The following is an 18577-nucleotide window of genomic DNA, read 5'->3' as shown; positions in this document are numbered from 1 at the left end:
TAACGATGTCCAAAATTGCAGTGGCAGTGTTCAACCGCAAAGGCGGTGTAGGGAAGACGACCATAGCGGTAATATTGGCGCAGGTGGCCTTAGTGCGGCACAACAGAGTGCTTGCGATAGACCTTGACCCTTCTGGGAATTTTACTACGGCGTTTGACTTCCTGAAGAACAGCAGCTTCCGGGATCACTTCCGCACAAAGAACACCCTCGAGGACAGTGATGCGGACGCTCCCGAAGAATGGATAGTGATAGACTGCCCGCCCAGCCTTGATGATACTTCGTTGCACGCGATAGATTTCGCTGATGTTACCGTGATTCCTGTGAGGCCGGATTATTTCTCGCTGACTCCTCTTGGGATGCTGTCCGCAATAGCCGAGAAGAGATTCGGCAAGTCGCGTTCCCAGCTGCCTCTGGTGAAGCTCGGTTTTGACGGTTCAGCGATGGCGAAGGTTGCCAACCAGATCGTACAGGACGGCGGTTACCCGGTCGCGGAGGACATTCCGCTGCACAAGAGCATACCCTACAACATCACGAGCGGGCGTATCTGGTCGATGGGGTTGACGGCACGAAGCCGCCAGCCTTACGAGAGCCTGTACCAGAAGATAATTCAGGCAGTGGATCGGATGAACGACGGCGAGACGGATATTCACGAAGTGTGGAAGGGCGCGGCAGGTGAGGACTAATGAGTGTAAGACGAATAGCACTGGAGAATATACGTTCAGTTATTGAGCAGCAGGAGACGGAGTGGCTTAGGGACAACGGGTTTGACCCGACACCATACCGTCCTGAGCCCAGACTTCCGAAGCGCAAGCCTGCGGAGGGGAATTTTTCTGCCGACAGGTTCTTGGGGACATCAGCACCTGCTTCAGAGCCAGAACCAGCACCAGCACCCGCTCCTGAACCCGAGCCCGAGCCAGCACCAGCTCCTGCTCCAGAACCAGAACCAGAGGCAGAGGCGCAAGAGCCTGAGATCATCGAGGTGATTCCGCAGAAGGACACACGGCATTCGTGGCTGTACAACGAAGTCGTGAAGGCTATACGCGACGCGGCGGGCGATGGGAAGAACACGAAGGTTATCGCGGTGATAATTCCTGTTGTACAGAGCGGGCATGAGTTCGAGGATTTGCCGGTGAGTGAGGTTGTGGAGCTTTCGCCGGTGAGTGAGGAGGATGTTCACGTCGAGGACTTGACGGACATCAGCAAACAGGTCTCCGAACCCGAGCCCGAGCCAGAACCAGAACCAGAGCCCATCCCAGAACCTGAGCCTGAACCTGAACCTGAACCTGAACCCGAGCCCGAGCCCATACCTGAGCCCGAGCCTGAGCCAGAGCCACAGCCTGAGCCCGAACCAACACCTAAGCCCGAACCCGCACCTGTCCTCGACGAACCAACGCCCGAAGACACGATAGGCGACCTCATCCCCGAAGGCCCGAAAGAACCCGACGACGAACTAGCGGAAGCCTTCCAGACAATCGAGGAGGGAATAACTGAGCTTCAGGAGGCAGTACAGGACGCAGAAGATTTCGCCGAAGAACTCGCTGAACCAGAGGACAACCCCGAACCGCTGACGTTCATTGAGGAGGCTGATGAGCTTCCCGCAGACTTTGAGGGCTTCCCCGACGAGGAAGAGACACCAGAACCCGACGAAGCCGAAGAGGGAGAGAAGATGCCGTTCACGGAGCTTCCTATGCTCGAGGACGACGAAGTTGCAGAAGAAGACAAGAGCGGCATAGAGATTATCTAGCTGCCAGCAGAACAATTCCTCCGTATGTACACATCAGCGTACGGAGGAATATATTTTCAGCCATTCATCACACGACAAGTCCTCAGCACGTTTCCGGCCAAGTTCACCGGCCTCCGCAAAGCCCTTGAGGTTGTTGGCGAGCGTCTTGCGCCTGTGTGCAAACCCACGATGCAGAAGCTCACTCCACACCGAATCACCTGCCAGCGAAAAATTACGCGTGATGACTATCTCCGTTACTGCCGAGTCAACCTCAGGCACAGGGCGGAAACATTCCGGCGGAACGTTCCGCACGATGCAGGCTCTGCCCATTGCCTCGATGCACACGCCGAGAGGATAGCGCGCTTTCGTGTCCGCAGGGGCTGTGAGCCTCAAGGCCGCTTCCTTCTGCAGCATGTACAGGTGATAAGTGAGGCCTTCGCCAGCAAACTTCAGGAGCTCCCAGACAAGAGGAGTCGTTATGTTGTAGGGGATGTTGGCGATGACTTTGTTCGGGAAAGGAGTGAGCGAGGCATAGGGGAATTTCACCGCGTCCCCCCAGTGAAGGTGAAGGCGGCTGTCCGCACGCGAAAGCTCCTCAAGCTCAGGCCGTAATCTCTCGTCAACCTCGACGGCATGAACACACCCCGCCCCAGCCTCAAGCAGTGCGCGCGTCAGCACTCCGTGTCCAGGCCCGACCTCGAGGACGCAGTCATCCTCCCTAACGTCAGCACGCTTCACCATCAGGGCAAGAATGTTCCTGTCCACAAGAAAATTCTGACCCCACCGCTTAAGTGCCTTCATCTTCCAGCAAGAACGGTAACGTTTCCGCCCTCAGCACGCGCTTTGTTCATCGTGTCGTACGCCGCCGCAACAAACTCGCTCACTCCCGAGTACACTCCGACGGAGAAATCTGCCACTCCCGCGCTCACCGGGATGCTCTCTGCACGTGCGCGAATCTCGTTCGCCATGATTACCGCGACAGCTCCCGGACAGTGCGCGAGAATCATGAACTCTTCACGGCTGAAACGTGCCGCGACGCTCTCGGCTCTGTCGTTGATGAAGTCTTTTATCGTCCACACGAAGTTACGTATCATCCTCTCTCCTGCAACGTAACCTTCTGCTTCAGTTACGCGCTTCAAGCTGTCGGGAGAAAGCGCAATGAGGCTCAGAGGCTCTCCGCTCCTCACGGAATGCCCTATCTCGCGCACAAGCATGTGTTCAAGCCCGCGCCTGTTGAGGATGCCGGTTCTCGTGTCGAACGTCAGAAGCCGCCGCAGCTGTCCCTGAACGTGCTTAGTGTCCGTTACGTCCTCGAACGACAGCAGTGATGACTGCCCGCCGTTCCACTCGATGGGGCTCGCGTGAACGCGGAACAGCCTCGCGTCCGTCTGCTCTCTTGGCGGAATGTCGTTCAGTGCCGCATCGAGATACACTTCTTCCGGCGTGAACTGGTAGAACGTCTCGTGCTCCGTCATGTCCGACATCCTGCACTCTGCAGAGCCTGAATGTTTCGCGATCGCCTGCTGAAGCTCCGCGCTGTCGTCCGGCTCTAGAATGTCGGTTATGCTGCTGCCCGACGGATCAAGCCCCAGCCCCGCAGACAGAAAACGGTTCGCGGCCAAGATTAACCCGTCGTTGTCAACAACGCACGCCCGGAAAGGCACTGCCTCGAGTACGTTGGGGTTGCTGCGGATTATCTGCGGCTGAGGCTGGACAGTCCCCGACGCGGAAGCCACACGTATCACCACACCGGCTATCTTGCTCTCTCCGTCCTCGATGAGCCTCAAGGGCGAAGCAGTGAGTTCCCAGACGTTGCTGCGTTCAGAGAACTCGATTGCGTTCGTCTCGCCCAGACACGCCGCAGTAAGTGCATCGTGAATCTCGCGGTCATTTGTGGTGATGAGGGGAGGATAGTTCCTGCCTTCCTCGCACGAATGCCCGAACAGCCTCAAGGCTATGGCTTTGTAGCCGTGAGTCGCGTAGATCAAGCGTCCCTTGATGTTGACCACGCAGCACAGAAGCCCCGGGCAGCTGTCCAGGACTCCGCTCCATACGCTCATTTAGTCTCCGTAGCCGTTGGGGTGGCCTTTGTGCCACTTCCAGGCCGTCGCAATGATGTCCTCCATCTTGACGATTTCGGGCTGCCAGTGAAGTATCTCGTGTGCCTTCGTGGAGTCCGCAACGAGGCGCGCAGGGTCTCCGGGCCTTCTTGTTCCAATGACCGCAGGTATCGGGTGGCCTGTAACCTTCCGTGCCGCCGTAATCATCTCCATCACCGAATACCCGTCGCCGCTCCCCAAGTTGAAGATTGAGCTTTCGCCGCCGTTCCTGAGGTAGTCGAGTGCCATGATGTGCGCCCTCGCCAAATCCTCAACGTGGATGTAGTCGCGTATGCACGTCCCGTCCTGAGTGTCGTAGTCGTCGCCGTAAACCGTGATGTGTTCGCGCTTGCCCAGCGGCACCTGAAGGATGAGGGGGATAAGGTGCGTCTCTACCTTGTGGTCTTCGCCTATCGTCCCGTCGTGCCACGCTCCGGCAACGTTGAAGTAGCGCAGCGACACGTAATGTATCCCGTGCTGTGAGCTGACCCACTTCATCATCTTTTCCATGATGCGCTTGCTCTCGCCGTAAGGGTTGGTGGGCTGTGTCGGGTCTGTCTCGAGGATGGGTACTCTCTTGGGCTCGCCGTAGGTTGCCGCCGTCGACGAGAAGATTATCCGCTTGATGTCGTGCCTGTGCATTGCCTCGAGCAGCGAAATCATGCCGCCGACGTTGTTGTCGAAGTACTTGAGCGGCTTCTCCATGCTCTCGCCGACCAGCGAATACGCGCAGAAGTGCACGACCGCTTCTATCTTGTTCTCCGTGAAAATCTGGTCGAGGACTTCTCCGTTCCTGATGTCGCCCTTGTAGAACTTGATGCCCTCAGGGACTGATGCCCTGTGTCCCGTCTCAAGGCTGTCGACTACGATGACTTCTTCGCCCCGCTCGATGAATGCCCTCACGTTGTGCGAACCTACATAGCCCGCCCCTCCGCAAATCAATACTGCCATGCTGACTATTCCTCCTCAATAAAGTTAGTGTCTCTGTCTGTTGGGAACAGGGTTGAAGATTACGTCCGTCCCAACCTCGATGTCAAAGCTCTCAAAAGCACTCCTCTTCCTGCCTACGTGCATGTCTTCGGGCTTCTGCACGTCAGAAGGTTTCACCGCCTCATAGAGACTGTCGCTCACGCCCGAAGGCCTGTGAAGTTCAGGTGCTCTCTTCACGCCCCACTTGCTGATGACTGTCTTTGCTGCCTGAATGGTGAAGGACGGCGAGGCCACCCACCACGAATCTCCGCCAGCACTCAGGAACACTGTCCCGGCATCCGTTCCTGCCCCGCGAGCTGCTTTGAGCGTTGAGACCTTGAGCCACGCAAAGTCCCCGCCAAGCCACTCGTAGCCGTTCGGTGAATCGTAGATGCCGAGTTCAGCGGAATGTTCGCGCAGGAACTTACGTGCTGTGGAGTACTTCCCCACTGCCACGCCGACCCACAGTGAACCCTTCGCGCGTTCTACCTTAGCTGTGGTGTACCAGTCGTTGGGCACGTCGCTGAAGTAACGGCGGAGCTGGCTGATGCCGGGCTGGGACTCGCCGCTGAGGGAAACTGCGCACGACAGCGAGTAGAGGCCTCCGATGACCCTGTGAAGCTCGGTATCCTGCTCAACGTTCGCACATGCACTTGCCGCCGCAAGAAGCAGGCAGACAGCCGCCGACACAAAAACTTTTCTCATCTATGAACTCTCCTTCACTATTTGTTGCTCAGCAATAATATTCCTTCCGCCCCAAGAATGTGCGATATGTTCTGAGGAAGGGGACTTTCCGGGTGCTTGTCTTCCGGCATAATCAGGAACACTCTCTCTTTGCCGCCCCAGAGCTGGCCGATTAACGGGAACTCCGCTACCTGCCCCTTCTCCTTGAGGCCCGGCGTGAGTTCTGCTTCGATTATCCTCGAGTTCCTGAACGTGTAGAAGTACACCGACGGGTAATTCACCCCGTACTGTATGACGGTCTCGCTTCCCTCCACTGTCTCCCTGAGCCTCCGGCCTATTTCCCTGATTGAGTAAGCGTCCGCCGTGAGGTTGAAGACACCAGCTAGGGGCATGAGGCACAGCAAGGCCGCCGCAGGTACGTTGCGCACCCACTTGGTGATTTGTCGCGTGCGGGTATAGTACCATTCCGCGAAGAGCTCGAGCCCGGTGAGAATCCCCCAAGGGATGAGAGAGAGCATAGAGGCTTTGACGACGGGGAAGATTCCGGCAGTGAACGGAAGAATCATGTACAGCACCGGCACGAGAACCAGAACGTTAATCATCACGGATATTCTCACAGAACGTAGCTTCTTCTTGCCGAGCCAGACATCCAGCTTCCTTCCTAGCATCGCCGACAGTGCCGGGACGCACGACGCGAACGACAGCACATCACCCGACGCAGCTGCTCCGAACGCAAAGACTGCCGCCCACACGAGCATGAAGAGTTCAGGGGATTTTTCGGCGGGGAATTTTCGCGGAACGACCTCGAAGACCGCGCGGACAACAAAACCAATCCACGGGACGAGGCAGATGAACATGAACACCGCAGCTCCCGCGATGCCGTCGAAGGTGTAGGCGTGGTTACGGCACCTCAGGAAGTGTACGAGCTCAGGATTAATGATGATGAGGCTGACAAGGTAGAACCCGGCGGACACAATGGTGATGATTATTCCGGGCGGCCAGGTGAAGAAGTCGCGGAGCATGTCCCAGTCCGAACACAGGACGGAGTAGAAGATAACCGCCATCCATGCGAGCAGAAGCCCTGATGCACCGTGAGCGATGAACGCCAGAGTTGATGCGACGTGCGCGGGGATGAGCCAGAGCTTGTTGTCCCGTGAACGCACTGCGCCCGCCATAGTTATGGCTGTGAGGCAGGAATATATTGCGTGAGACGACGCTATCTGCGACACCACGAAGCACCCCGTGAACGACGCGCAGATACTTGCGGCGAGCCACGAACTTCGTCGCGATGAAGTCTTTGCGGCGGCGGCGGAAGCCCAGATCATTCCGAGCCCCGACAGAGCGGACCAGAAACGCACGGCAAATTCTCCCCAGCCGAACAGACGCAGAGAGAGTGCCGATAACCACCATGTGAGCATAGTTTTTCCTGCAAGGTAGAGACTGCCGATGCGCGGGACGAAGAAGTTGCCTGAAGCGGACATGTGGATTGATGCGGAAGCGTTTATGCCTTCTAGGGGGTCAATGAGGCCGTGATCTCCTATGCCTCTGAAGTACAGCCAGAACAATAATGCCCCGAACAGCAGGGCAGGTTTATTGCGCATCAGCTTCACGGCTAAAATCCCTTTCATGTCAAAAATTTTGAGATAGACTGTATTATATCCTATCAGCAAAACTTGAAAGGATATTCGGCAATGAAGAAGGTATTGACTTAAAGTCAGAAAGTCAGAAAGTCAGTAATTAGTACGATATGATTTAAGAATGTCAGAGTTATAATTCTCCGCGCTGTGAAGGAAATCACAGACATAACACAAAGGAGAATGATTTATGATGGCAAGAGAGAGATTTTACCCGATGATGAGGATGTTCGACGCTGACGAGATGTTCGACACGCTGGCGCGCGGAATAGCAGCTCCGTTCTTCGAGGAAGGCATCAAGGGATTCGGCGCAAGTCTGGACGTTTACCGCAAGGACGGCAGCATCTTCGTTGAGGCAGAGTTGCCCGGAATAGCTCCCGATGACGTTGACCTTCACGTGTACTCTGACAGGCTGACGCTTTCTGCGGAGAAGAAGTCAGAGGCTCAGGAGAGCGGCAAGGACAAGAGCTACTTCAGGAGCGAGAGGCGTTACGGGAAGGTTGAGCGCGTGGTGTCGTTCCCTGTCGAGGCAGACCCTGAGAGCGCGGAGGCATCGTTCAAGAACGGAGTACTGACGGTGAAGGTAGCGGAGAAGAGCCAGGACAAGGCTCACAAGAAGGTCAGCATCACCACCGAAGCATAACGCAGTGCAAGAATCACAATCCCCCTTGTCGCTGAGGCAGGGGGGATTCACTTTATTTTCTGTACTGGGAGATGAAACGCTCACGTTCCGAAGGCGTTAGTCTTCTGACTCGCACAAACTGCTTCGAGATGTAGTAGTATGGTACAGTCTTCAGGGTGTTGTTCACGATTCTTCCCGCAACATGATACCAGTCCCTATTATCACTGTCCTCAACAAGCAGACGGTCTCCCTTTGACCGGCTGACCTGAAATCTGACTTTGCCTGCTGGTGGATATTCACGCACATTGACCTTTTCCCCTGTAATTTCAGCAACACGCAGGGAAGCATACACCTTGAACAGGAAGTTCATTTTCGCGGTCTGGTGCTCAAGAATGGTAAAGGCAATAGATGTTATCTTGTTGTTCTCCACCGAAAAAATAAACTCTCCGCCGCCTTCTGACTCTTCGAATTGTGTGATAGTGTATGTTCCCGGCGAGTAAGAGTACACGTGCTCCCTGCCGAAATACGCTTCTACCTTGCTGATAGGCGACCCGACTTTGATGCCGTTAAGGAAAATCAGCTCCTCGCTGTTTGTCCAGAAATCCGAGACTTTGCTGCTTGACCAGTCTTTGCCGGTATACTTGCGAACCAGTACGTAATAATCATCGTACCACGCCCGCGCATAAACTGTTTCGTCATCAAACAGCTCACCTCTCACGAACTCAACATCCTGCAGCTTGTATTCACTGCTCCAGCTTATCTTGTTTGCGGCTTCCGCTATGCTATCGTAGAAAGCCTCAAACCTACTCTCGTGATCATCAGAAAACGCTGGCGACACGCACACCAGAATCACAACCACTGACGCAAAAAATTTGAACACGGCTCGCTGCCTCCTGAAAAGTTAATGTGTCGATTATCTTATCATGACGGCTTTAACTATGATAGGATAATGCACCATGATAGACATCAAGAATTTATCCCTATCTTTCGGCGAACAGGTAATCTTTCGCGGCCTGAACCTGCAGATTCCCGACACGGCACGCTTCGGCATCGTCGGGGCAAACGGTGCGGGCAAAACCACGCTTCTGCGCGTAATCATGGGCACTCAGGACTACGACGGCGGAACTGTCGAACGTTCGCGCGGCCTCACTGTCGGCTGGCTTCCTCAAGACCTCGTGGAACTCGAGGCTGTCCCGCTCATGGACTACCTCAAGAACAGAGCAGGTGTCGCAGGTGTTGAAGCCAAACTCCGTGCCGTTGAGGAGAAACTCTCCCTCTCGACAGAGAATCACTCCTCGCTTCTCGACGAACATTCGCGCCTTGAACGCAGGTTCGAGCAGCTAGGGGGATTTGCGTTCGAGGCGATGGCGATGAAGGTTCTTCACGGTCTGGGCTTCAGGAAGAACGACGCAGGGAAGAACTGTGCTGACTTTTCCGGCGGATGGAAGATGCGCATTGCGATGGCGGCACTGCTGCTCTCTGCGCCTGATGTGTTACTGCTTGACGAGCCCACAAACCACCTCGACACCGAATCTATGGAGTGGCTTGAAGGCTGGCTGAGGACTCACAAAGGAGCTGTTGTGTCTGTGTCGCATGACGTTAGATTCCTCGAGAACACAGCAGAAGCCATCGCTGACCTTGAACGCGGGGTGATTACACTGTACCCGTACAGTTATGATGAATATCTTGCGGCGAAGGAACAGAGCCGTGAACTTCTGCAGAAAGCCTACACCCAGCAGCAGGCCAAGATTGCGCGGATAGAGTCATTCGTAAACCGTTTCAGGTACAAGGCGACGAAGGCCGCGCAGGTTCAGAGCCGGATAAAGCAGCTCGAGAAGATCGAGCGCATCGAGCTGGCGCAGGGCAGCAAGTCAGTGCACCTGACAATTCCCGAAGCACCAGCCAGCGGGCGGGAAGTCCTCAAAGCGCGGGACTTGGCCAAGACGTACGGGGAACTTCAGGTGTTCGACGGAGTAACCTTCACGCTCACGAGGGGTGAACGCGTTGCCCTCGTCGGTGTGAACGGAGCAGGGAAGTCCACGCTTCTGCGTCTTCTAAGCATGACCGAAGACCCCACGCACGGGAGCGTAGAACTTGGCCACAACGTCAGAGCCGCCTACTACTCGCAGGAAAGCGCGCAGAACATCGACTACACCCGCACGGTCTGGGAGGAAGCCCGCGCAGTCCCCTCGAAGCTCAATGACGTGGAGAGACGTAACCTGCTCGGTGCGTTTCTGTTCAGCGGCGACGACATCCACAAGAGCGCAAGTGTTTTGTCCGGCGGCGAGAAGGCACGTCTTGCACTCTACAAGCTCATGCTTGAGGAGACTAACTTCCTGATTCTCGACGAGCCTACTAACCACCTCGACCAGACTACGCGCGAAATCGTTGAACGTGCACTCCTGAAGTATCAGGGTACGTTATTGATTGTGTCGCACGACCGGCACTTCCTCGATGCTCTGGCAGAAAGAGTGCTGGAGATTCGGGACGGACACCTCTACGACTATCCGGGAAATTACTCGTGGTTTCTCGAGAAGAGAGAGGAGACGCTCATTCAGGAACAACCCGATACCGCCAAGCCTCAGCCGCGACGCAAAGCCAAGCCTGATGCTGAGAGTTTGCGGGAGATTCGTGAGGCCAAGAAGAGAGTTGCTCAGCTCGAACGACAGATAGCGGAGAGCGAGGCACGATTAACCGAGATTGACGGTGCGCTGTGCGAGCCGGAGACGCTGAAGGATTCGGGGAAAGTTCAGGCGTTGATGATTGAGCGCGATAACCTTGACAGAACGATAAAGGATTTATATTCTGCGTGGGAGGAAGAGAGCATGAAGCTAGAAACCTTGAATAAGGTTGTCTGCCCAAACAGCGGAAATTTCCCCATGCCTGTGTTATAATGCATTCATCAAGGAGCTGAGGGGCTCTGAGACAAACGATAGAACCAAGAATCACGAGGAGGTTATTATAATGGCAAAGGCAGTAGTAGATCAGGATGTATGTGTAGGATGCGAGTCGTGCGTAGGAGCTTGCCCGGTAGGAGCAATCGCCATTAATGACGGCAAGGCAGCAGTAGACGCAGGCGCGTGCGTGGAGTGCGGAACTTGTGTAGGGACTTGTCCCGTGAGCGCAATCTCCCAATAACTCACAACCAACAAGGCAGTTCACAGCCGGCAGGGGAAACCCGAGCCGGTTTTTTTGTGCCATAATATACCCCATTACACGCACCGAAAGGAGAATACTTCATGACATTCACGCTGCCGCCCGGCACCCCGAAGGGTCAGGCTGAGGCAATAACAGCAAATTACCCGACAATAACCGTCGAAGCAGGAGCAGGGACAGGCAAGACATGGGTTCTCACGGAACGCTACCTCCGGCTTCTGCAGGAGGATGACACTCTTCTGCCCCGGGACATTCTCACGCTGACCTACACAGAGGCCGCCGCCGCAGAGATGAAGTCCCGCATAACATCCCGCATAGAGGAAGCACTAGACGACTTCGAGACACCCGAGAGGCGCAAAGCTATCCTCGACGGGCTCGCTGACTTGTGGATCTCAACGATACATTCTTTCGCCGCAAGGTACATCCGGGAGTCCGGCCTCAACCTCGACATTGACCCGGCAGCGTCGGTCATCACACAGCAGCAGGAAGACGACTTCTGGGACGACATCAAGAATGCCGCAGAGTTCGGCAGGTTCAGGGAGATGGCGACACATTACGGCAATGCGGAGCTCCAGAAAGCGGCGGCGTTTCTCGACGGCGACAAGGATTTTGCTGCGGCTGTGGCCAAGTGGAAGTCGGACAAGCTCGCGGAGTTCGCGAAGAAGACAGCAGACCTTCATGCGTCTTCCGGCAGGACGTGGCAGGAGATGCTGGGCTGGGCAGAGGACAACGGCATGATCAACACCACACAGCCTAAGGTGTTCGACATACTCTCCGAAGAATGGCATGATGTCGCAACCTACTGGGCAGGCCTAGTTCTCGGGACTGCCACACCGGGCACGCCCGGCGACAACCTCAACAATCTGATTGCTGCCCTCAATGCTGGTACAGTGAGTGAGCATGACTTCTACATGGAGATAAGGGACGGCAAAAGCGTTTCCAGCGCAAGGAACGTAAGCCCTGTCATCAACATGAGCCTGAGCACGTGGAGGGGTACGCGTTCATCAAGGATTCTCGCGGCAACCAAGAGCTTCGGCGATGCCATGACAGACGAAGAGCTCAGGATGCGCAAAACTCTGCTGACGTTCTGTGCTCTCTCGTGGGGAATGTGGGACATCATGAAGCGCAAACGCGGCCTCCTATCTTTCTCCGACATGATTAATCACGCACGCGAGGCCATCAGTACCGGCGGCATAAAGCGAAAGTTCCGACATATTCTGGTGGATGAGTTCCAAGACACTGACCCTCTGCAGTACAAGATGATAACCTCGCTTCAGCTTGAAGATACGAGCCTCTTCGCCGTAGGAGACCCCAAGCAGTCAATATACAGGTTCAGGCACGCAGACCCGTCGCTTTTTGCCGAGACGATAAAGGAATCGAACCGCGCCGTCAAACTAGATACGAGCTTCAGGACAAGAAGTGGACTGCTGGCGGAGATTAACGCTCTCTTTTCGGCAATATGGATTAACGGTCTGGGCAAGTCTCCGCTGATGAGCAGCCTCAGCTACAGCATGCTTAATCACGTGAGCAGGGCTTACGGGGACATGCCGACATTCACGCTGATTCTCGCCGAAGACACCAGAGACACACTCGAGGAGAGCAGGAAGAACCTTGCCGACGAACTAGCGAAGGAGATTTACGGGTGGGTACACAACAAGTTCACTGTCTGGGACAAGAAAGCGAGGATAGTACGCGAGGTGAAGTACTCTGACTTCGCGATACTGACACCGTCGCGCTCGGTGTTCCCAATCCTCGAGGAAGCTCTGAGCCGCTTCGGGATAAAGTCCATCCGCGACAAGAGCACCGGCTTTTTCACCAGAGGCGAGATAAGCGACGTTGTGTGCCTTATGCGTGCGGCCTCCGGCATGAACGATGATTTTGCGGTCGCTGGCTGGCTTATGTCTCCGTTCTCGGGAGTCAGCGAGGAGGACGCTGTAGCCTGTCTCACGCTTGCGGACGAAGACACGCGCCCCATAGAGCTTATACGCACGAGGCTTCCTGAGGCTTATTCGCGGCTCGAGTACTATGCTCTTGTCGGTGAAGTCGAGGGAGCTGCGGGACTGCTCGCACTCTTTGACCGCGACAGGTCGTGGCTGTCGTGTTACCCTGAGGACGAGAGGATGAGGGTACTGCGGAACGTTAGGCTTGCGGTGAACATTGCGCGCGACTTCCAGCGGACAGGAACTGCGAGCCTCAATGCGTGCGCTTCGTGGCTGACGCGTTCGGTGAGCAGCGAGGCAGACTACGAGGAGCCGGCGTGGCACGACGACAACGAGGACGCTGTACGTCTGGGTTCGGTGCATTCGGCGAAGGGTCTCGAGTACCCTGTTGCTGTGGTGTTCGACCAGAGGGTGAGGAAGAGGCCGGACAATGACTCGCTGAGGCCGTCGCGTGAGCTTGGCCTAGTCTTCACTGATTACCCCGACGAAGTCAAGGACGGCAAGGACATCAAGCCGAAACTTGTCGCTTGGGAGTCCGTTCTCTCAGAGCAGGGGGAAGACGAGGAGCAGACGAGGCTGTTCTACGTTGCCGCGACGAGGGCACAGGACAGCTTGGTGTTCTGCGGGCTGATTGATGCAAAGACAGAAACTCCGCACAGGCACACGTGGACAAAGCTCCTTAAGGATCACACAGATGATGGCATTCAGGCAATCCCTGCTGACGGTCTGGAGGACTGGGAGATTCCGGCCAAGAATCAGGAAGGGAACGGAGAAGCTCCGCGTCCCGTGAACACCGTCAAGGCAGTTACACCGTTACGGCAGATTTCGGCGAGCTCGTTCTCGCTGTTCGAGTGGTGTCCGTTCGCGTGGAGGAGGAGCTACAGGCAGGGGCTCAGCCTGTCGTGGGAGTCTCCGTCAGAGAAGGCAGAGGATTATGATGATGGTTACGTCGGAGGAGCGGAACTCGGAAGCCTCGCGCACTGGGTATTAGCACGATGGCCGAAAGGCGACGACTTCGCGGCACAGTTACAGCACCTGCTCTACGACCAAGAAGCCCTCACGCAGATACCGGCATCACTGCGCGGTGTATGGCGGAACGGCGACAAGAAGGCTCTCGGTGAATGGCTCATGAAGTTTGCGGAAAGCCCGCTGGGAATCACCGTAAGGACTCAGAACGTAGAGCGTGAACGGTCATTCCGCCTGAGGCTCAACGATTCGACAGCTCTTGCCGGAGCAATCGACGCGGTATGGGGCGACAGCATAGCGGACTACAAGATTACGAGCATAGACAACACCCCTCCAGGACTGTACGAATCACAGCTGGACTTCTATGCGTTCGTCAGACACCTTCAGACCGGAGCAGAGTGCGTGAACACATCAATAGCTTTCCTCAGAGAAGGCGAGGTCAAGGAGAGAGCCATAACCGGCTTTGAGGGTATCCGCGCCAGAATCGAGGGGGCGGCAGAAATCTGCGGTTCAGGACCGTACACACCAAATCACGGACACTGCGGAATGTGCCCGTTCAAGAAAGGATGCGTGAAATGCAATGCAGGAGCTTAAGAGCGACAAACAGCGCGAGAAACACAACGAGCTTCACAGAGAGTTCTACCTTACGTGCGAGAAGTACTACATCTTTGAGCTGCTCACAATCGCGGGCGGAATGATGGGGCTCTACACCTACAACCTCAGAGGCGAGGTTTTCTCCAACGCGCAGACGGGAAACATCGTGAAGATGGCGGCGGCTTTCGGACGCGGAGAGTTCGGGCGGGCGTTCTACTACTTCATTCCGATGACAGCATACATTCTCGGGACGATACTGTCGGAGATTCTGCCGGAGAAGGTCAAGCAGACGCACTTCATACGCTGGGATACTCTCCTTGTCGGGATTGAAATCGTCGTGCTGTTCCTGATAGGCTTCATGCCCTTCACGTGGCCGGATCAGATTGCGCAGGTCATCATCAACTTCCTGTGCGCAATGCAGTTCAACACTTTCCGGCAGGCTGAGGGCGTGCCAATGGCTACAACGTTCGTAACCAACCACGTCCGGCAGATAGGAATAAGCCTCGCGGGAATAATCCGGCGTTACGAGAAGAATGCGGAAGCTCAGGCAGAACTGGAGCGGCATATAGGCATGAGGCTTCCGCACATGAACCGCCACCACGAGCCCGAATCAGAAGCCCGCGCGAAAATTGCCCGCCACGCAAAGATTATCCTTGCGTTCTTCGCCGGAGGGGCAATAGTTACGGCACTGAGCCCGTACCTTCTGGAGAAAACCATATGGCTGGCGATTATACCTTTGAGCGCGTGTTTCACCGTAATGCTGAGGTCTGACCTCGTTTACGAGAAGGCGATGCTCGACGTTACGCCTCACGGGCATTAGCAGGCTGGTATAATAGCGGCTGAACCACACGGAAAGGATTGGTGTTAAGTGCCCAAACATTTATCTTCAATGCTGAAGAATGTTGAACGTGTAACGCACATTCACGGGCTTCATGATTCGGCCAGAAAGATTTACCGTTGCGTGAGATGGAGCAAGGCAGCAAGAAGCCTGAAGTATCTTCTCACGGTCAGCCGCGTTATCCCATTCCGAATCAGCAATCTGGTAATCAGCACCGGCCAAGCCTGCAGCTACAAGTGCCGGGACTGCGGGAATTTCGCGCCATATTCACCCTCAAAGTTCATGCGTTACAGCTTTGAGGAACTCAGCGGATGGATGACCATGCTTGCGGAGAGCGTAGACAGCATCCGTATAGTACAGATTCAGGGCGGCGAACCCTTCCTGTATTCTGAGCTCGGGAAACTCATACAGTTTTTGCGTGAATTACGCATGGGGGGGGGGGTACTATTACTGATATAGACATTGCAACTAACGGTACGATCCTTCCCAATGATGAGCCTGCCTCCATCATCAAGTCAAACGGCGTAAACGTCAGGATAAGCGACTACAACATTACACCCCACAAAACCCGTCAGCTTGTCTCATTCCTTCAAGAGCACGAAATACACTACAGAATGTACCTGTTTGCCGGCGAAAACGGACGCTGGTTCAACTGCGGCGGCGTGAATACCGGTGATTATGATGCAGTTGACGGCCGGGCTCTCAGGAGACGCTACGAGTCTTGTGCGTTCAAGGGATGCCTGACGCTCGAGAGGGGACAGCTCGCAAGATGTTCACGCGGGAACAACGCGCCGGAAATTCAGGGCTTCACTGCAGGTGAGGGAGATTATCTCGTGCTCGGGGACTACAAGAATGCTTCTGAGCGCAGGAAGGCACTCATGAGGTACTGCTGTTTTCCGCGATACATGGAAGCCTGCCGGTACTGCAACGGCACGGACACCTCAAACATGGTTGATGCGGCCATACAGATTTAGCAGAGCGCACGTGTTATGATAACCCTGCAAGGTTAGAGATTAACACGAGGGAGCTTGATTCATTGTGGCGGAATGGTACACAGGCCCGGTGTGGACGGTCAGCTTCGACAACACGGGAGAAGAATACGCTTTCGGCGACGAGGGAGCCGCTGAGTGGTTCTGCAGATGCCGGACAGTTCACAGAATGGTATACGGAAGCAAGCCTGCTGACGGCGGAAACCTCTTCATGACTCCTGAAGAACGAGACGCTGTGCTCAAGAAAGAACCCGGCCTCGAGAAATTCATCAGGAGAGTATACGGCTCTAAAGAGTTCATTCAAGGGATAGAGCGTTACTGCTTCTGGCTGGTAGATGCTTCCCCTGCTGACATAAAGAGGTCAAAGATTCTGCATGAACGGGTGAAGAGGGTCAAAGAATTTCGCCTTGCCAGCACGGACGAAGGAACGCGGAAGAGCGCGGAGACACCCCACCTCTTTCAAGGCCATAGGCAGCCGACAACGAACTATCTGCTGATTCCTTGTCATTCTTCGAAGGAAAGAATGTATGTCCCGATGGGCTATGTCTCTCCTGATGTAATAGTAACCAACGCCGCTTTCTCCCTGCCCAACGCAACGCCCTACCACTTCGGGGTTCTGACCTCGAGCGCACACATGAGCTGGATGCGCAGGGTCTGCGGACGGCTACGCGTGGATTACCGCTACAGCAGCACGATTGTGTACAACACGTTCATATGGCCGATGTCTTCACCGCTCCAGACGCGCAAAATTGAGCTGACCGGGCAGGCAATCCTTGACGCGCGCGCAAAACACCCCGAGTGCACGTTTGCGGATCTCTATGATGAAGTGAGTATGCCGCAGGACTTGAGGCGGGCACATCAGGAGAATGATGCGGCAGTGATTGAGGCTTACGGCTGGCCGAAGGGAATCAGCGAGGAGGACATTGCGGCGGAACTCTTCACGCTGTACGGCAAAGAGCTTGAGAAGAAAAACGCAGGCCGGTGAACTTCTCCCAAGCCTGCGCAACTTTTACAGCAACCCGTAGTGTTTCAGCCTAGCTTCGCACTCTTCGCGTCCCAAGTGCTCGGCAACCTCAAAGATGCCCGGGCTGACCTTCATTCCCGTAAGCGCGAACCTCAACGGCATTGCGTAATCCTTCATCTTCGCGCCCTCGTGAGCACCAACCCACGCACGGGCTGCCTCCTCCATCGCTCCTGCTTTGCACTCTCCCGCAAACACCGCCTGCATGAACGGCCTCAGCTTCTCCGCGTCGATGCCCTCAGCGTTCCAGCGTGCCTTCACGGGCTCGAACGATACGAAGTAATCCGAGAACTCCGCCATCTCCTTCGCCGTCCTGCCTCTGCCTTCCATGAGGGTCAACGAGTCCTCGAGGTACTTCACCCCGCGTTTTGCCTCAACCTCAGCGACAGGAAGCCCGGCTTCTTCCCAGAAAGGCCGTACCATCGACAGCCTCACATCCGGCGCAAGAGCCTTAAGGTGTTCCTGGTTAATATGGTTGAGCTTGTCGAAGTCGAACACGGATGACTTCTTTGTTACGCGGGAAAGCTCGAACAGCTTTGCGGCCTCCTCGCGCGTGAAAATCTCCTTGTCGTCCCCTGCTGACCATCCCAGAAGCGCAAGGAAGTTGAACATCGAGTCCGGCATGTAGCCCATGTCCCGGTACTCGTAGATGCTCGTTGCGCCGTGCCGTTTGCTGAGCTTCTTCTTGTCGTTCCCGAGAATCATCGGCAGGTGCGCGAACTCCGGGACTTCCCAGCCTAACGCACGGTAAAGCAGAATCTGCTTCGGAGTGTTGGAGATGTGATCCTCGCCGCGTATGACGTGCGAAATCCTCATGAGGTGGTCATCAACTACAACAGCATAGTTGTATGTGGGCATTCCGTCGCTCTTGATAATCACTATGTCCTTGAGCTTGTCGCTGTCTTTTTCCCTGAGGCCGTCGCTCTTCACGTCTATCTGTCCGTACACTATATCCCTGAATGACGCATCCTGTCCCGGCTCAACACGGAAGATTATTGCTTCGCCGTCGCGGTATGCCTTCCCCGCATCAACGAGCTGGTTCGCGTAATCGCGGTAAATGTCGAGGCGTTCGGACTGCCTGTAGGGGCCGTAGTTTCCGCCGATGTCCGGGCCTTCGTCCCAGTCGAGGCCGAGCCACACCATGCCGGACATTATGGTCTGCTCGTATTCCTTCGTCGAGCGCACAAGGTCAGTATCCTCGATGCGCAGGACGAACTTTCCGCCGCAGTGCCTTGCCCACAGCCAGTTGAACAGTGCCGTATGCCCCCCGCCGATGTGGAGCGCGCCTGTGGGGCTGGGTGCGAAACGTACTCTTACTTCAGACATGTATATATTTCCTCCT

At 55.5% G+C, this 18577-nt stretch carries 17 protein-coding genes; 10 read left to right on the top strand and 7 right to left on the bottom strand.

Going from position 1 to position 18577, the window contains the following annotated elements; translation table 11 throughout:
* Positions 1-5 precede the first annotated feature (5 nt).
* Both IJT02_04040 and IJT02_04035 read left to right on the top strand, forming a co-directional pair.
* Positions 6-683 carry a ParA family protein gene (locus IJT02_04040; protein MBQ7544095.1) on the top strand — a complete coding sequence of 226 codons (678 nt, stop codon included), beginning with the start codon at positions 6-8 and terminating at the stop codon, positions 681-683.
* The gene (locus IJT02_04035) at positions 683-1744 is read left to right on the top strand and encodes a hypothetical protein (protein ID MBQ7544094.1); all 1062 of its coding nucleotides are present in this window, start codon (positions 683-685) and stop codon (positions 1742-1744) included. Before IJT02_04040 ends, IJT02_04035 begins: the two co-directional genes overlap by 1 nt.
* A gap of 33 nt (positions 1745-1777) precedes the next feature.
* Here the strand turns inward: IJT02_04035 and rsmA are convergent, their stop codons facing one another.
* From rsmA to IJT02_04010, 5 genes are read right to left on the bottom strand one after another with little or no spacing between them, the layout of a single operon-like run.
* Positions 1778-2524: a ribosomal RNA small subunit methyltransferase A gene (gene rsmA, locus IJT02_04030; protein MBQ7544093.1), complete on the bottom strand. Its 747-nt coding sequence runs from the start codon at positions 2522-2524 to the stop codon at positions 1778-1780.
* Positions 2521-3783 carry a GGDEF domain-containing protein gene (locus IJT02_04025; GenBank protein MBQ7544092.1) on the bottom strand — a complete coding sequence of 421 codons (1263 nt, stop codon included), beginning with the start codon at positions 3781-3783 and terminating at the stop codon, positions 2521-2523. Before IJT02_04025 ends, rsmA begins: the two co-directional genes overlap by 4 nt.
* Positions 3784-4773: a UDP-glucose 4-epimerase GalE gene (gene galE / locus IJT02_04020; protein ID MBQ7544091.1), complete on the bottom strand. Its 990-nt coding sequence runs from the start codon at positions 4771-4773 to the stop codon at positions 3784-3786. It lies immediately after the preceding gene.
* A 24-nt stretch (positions 4774-4797) separates the two neighbouring features.
* Positions 4798-5496 carry a hypothetical protein gene (locus IJT02_04015; GenBank protein MBQ7544090.1) on the bottom strand — a complete coding sequence of 233 codons (699 nt, stop codon included), beginning with the start codon at positions 5494-5496 and terminating at the stop codon, positions 4798-4800.
* Between the two features lie 17 nt (positions 5497-5513).
* On the bottom strand, positions 5514-7103 hold the full coding sequence (locus tag IJT02_04010) for a glycosyltransferase family 39 protein (GenBank protein MBQ7544089.1): 1590 nt from the start codon (positions 7101-7103) through the stop codon (positions 5514-5516).
* Between the two features lie 196 nt (positions 7104-7299).
* Between IJT02_04010 and IJT02_04005 the strand changes: the two genes are divergently transcribed.
* Positions 7300-7752, top strand: a complete 453-nt coding sequence (locus IJT02_04005; GenBank protein ID MBQ7544088.1) for an Hsp20/alpha crystallin family protein — start codon at positions 7300-7302, stop codon at positions 7750-7752.
* A 52-nt stretch (positions 7753-7804) separates the two neighbouring features.
* On the opposite strand, the gene IJT02_04000 is transcribed toward IJT02_04005, so the two are convergent.
* Entirely contained in the window at positions 7805-8611 is an 807-nt protein-coding gene (locus tag IJT02_04000) for a hypothetical protein (GenBank protein MBQ7544087.1), read from the bottom strand.
* Between the two features lie 76 nt (positions 8612-8687).
* Between IJT02_04000 and IJT02_03995 the strand changes: the two genes are divergently transcribed.
* The 7 genes from IJT02_03995 (at position 8688) to IJT02_03965 (ending at position 17199) form a co-directional block, all read left to right on the top strand.
* Positions 8688-10625 (top strand): ABC-F family ATP-binding cassette domain-containing protein, encoded by a 1938-nt coding sequence (locus IJT02_03995; protein ID MBQ7544086.1) that lies wholly within the window; start codon positions 8688-8690, stop codon positions 10623-10625.
* Positions 10626-10695: 70 nt separating this feature from the next.
* Positions 10696-10869, top strand: coding sequence for a 4Fe-4S binding protein (locus tag IJT02_03990; GenBank protein ID MBQ7544085.1), 174 nt, complete (start codon positions 10696-10698; stop codon positions 10867-10869).
* Between the two features lie 101 nt (positions 10870-10970).
* On the top strand, positions 10971-14387 hold the full coding sequence (locus IJT02_03985) for a UvrD-helicase domain-containing protein (GenBank protein MBQ7544084.1): 3417 nt from the start codon (positions 10971-10973) through the stop codon (positions 14385-14387).
* On the top strand, positions 14374-15207 hold the full coding sequence (locus IJT02_03980; protein ID MBQ7544083.1) for a DUF1275 domain-containing protein: 834 nt from the start codon (positions 14374-14376) through the stop codon (positions 15205-15207). The genes IJT02_03985 and IJT02_03980 overlap by 14 nt, the downstream gene beginning before the upstream one ends.
* A gap of 48 nt (positions 15208-15255) precedes the next feature.
* Entirely contained in the window at positions 15256-15684 is a 429-nt protein-coding gene (locus IJT02_03975; GenBank protein ID MBQ7544082.1) for a 4Fe-4S cluster-binding domain-containing protein, read from the top strand.
* Positions 15685-15839: 155 nt separating this feature from the next.
* Positions 15840-16199, top strand: a complete 360-nt coding sequence (locus tag IJT02_03970) for a hypothetical protein (GenBank protein MBQ7544081.1) — start codon at positions 15840-15842, stop codon at positions 16197-16199.
* A 64-nt stretch (positions 16200-16263) separates the two neighbouring features.
* Entirely contained in the window at positions 16264-17199 is a 936-nt protein-coding gene (locus tag IJT02_03965) for a hypothetical protein (GenBank protein ID MBQ7544080.1), read from the top strand.
* Positions 17200-17223: 24 nt separating this feature from the next.
* Here IJT02_03965 and gltX read toward each other — a convergent pair whose 3' ends face one another.
* Positions 17224-18561 carry a glutamate--tRNA ligase gene (gene gltX / locus IJT02_03960; GenBank protein ID MBQ7544079.1) on the bottom strand — a complete coding sequence of 446 codons (1338 nt, stop codon included), beginning with the start codon at positions 18559-18561 and terminating at the stop codon, positions 17224-17226.
* Between the last annotated feature and the right edge of the window lie 16 nt (positions 18562-18577).

The sequence above is a fragment of the Synergistaceae bacterium genome (assembly GCA_017450125.1).
Classification (GTDB): domain Bacteria; phylum Synergistota; class Synergistia; order Synergistales; family Aminobacteriaceae; genus JAFUXM01.
Note: the sequence above shows the minus strand (reverse complement) of the source record. Positions and strands in the feature narration are given on the sequence as shown.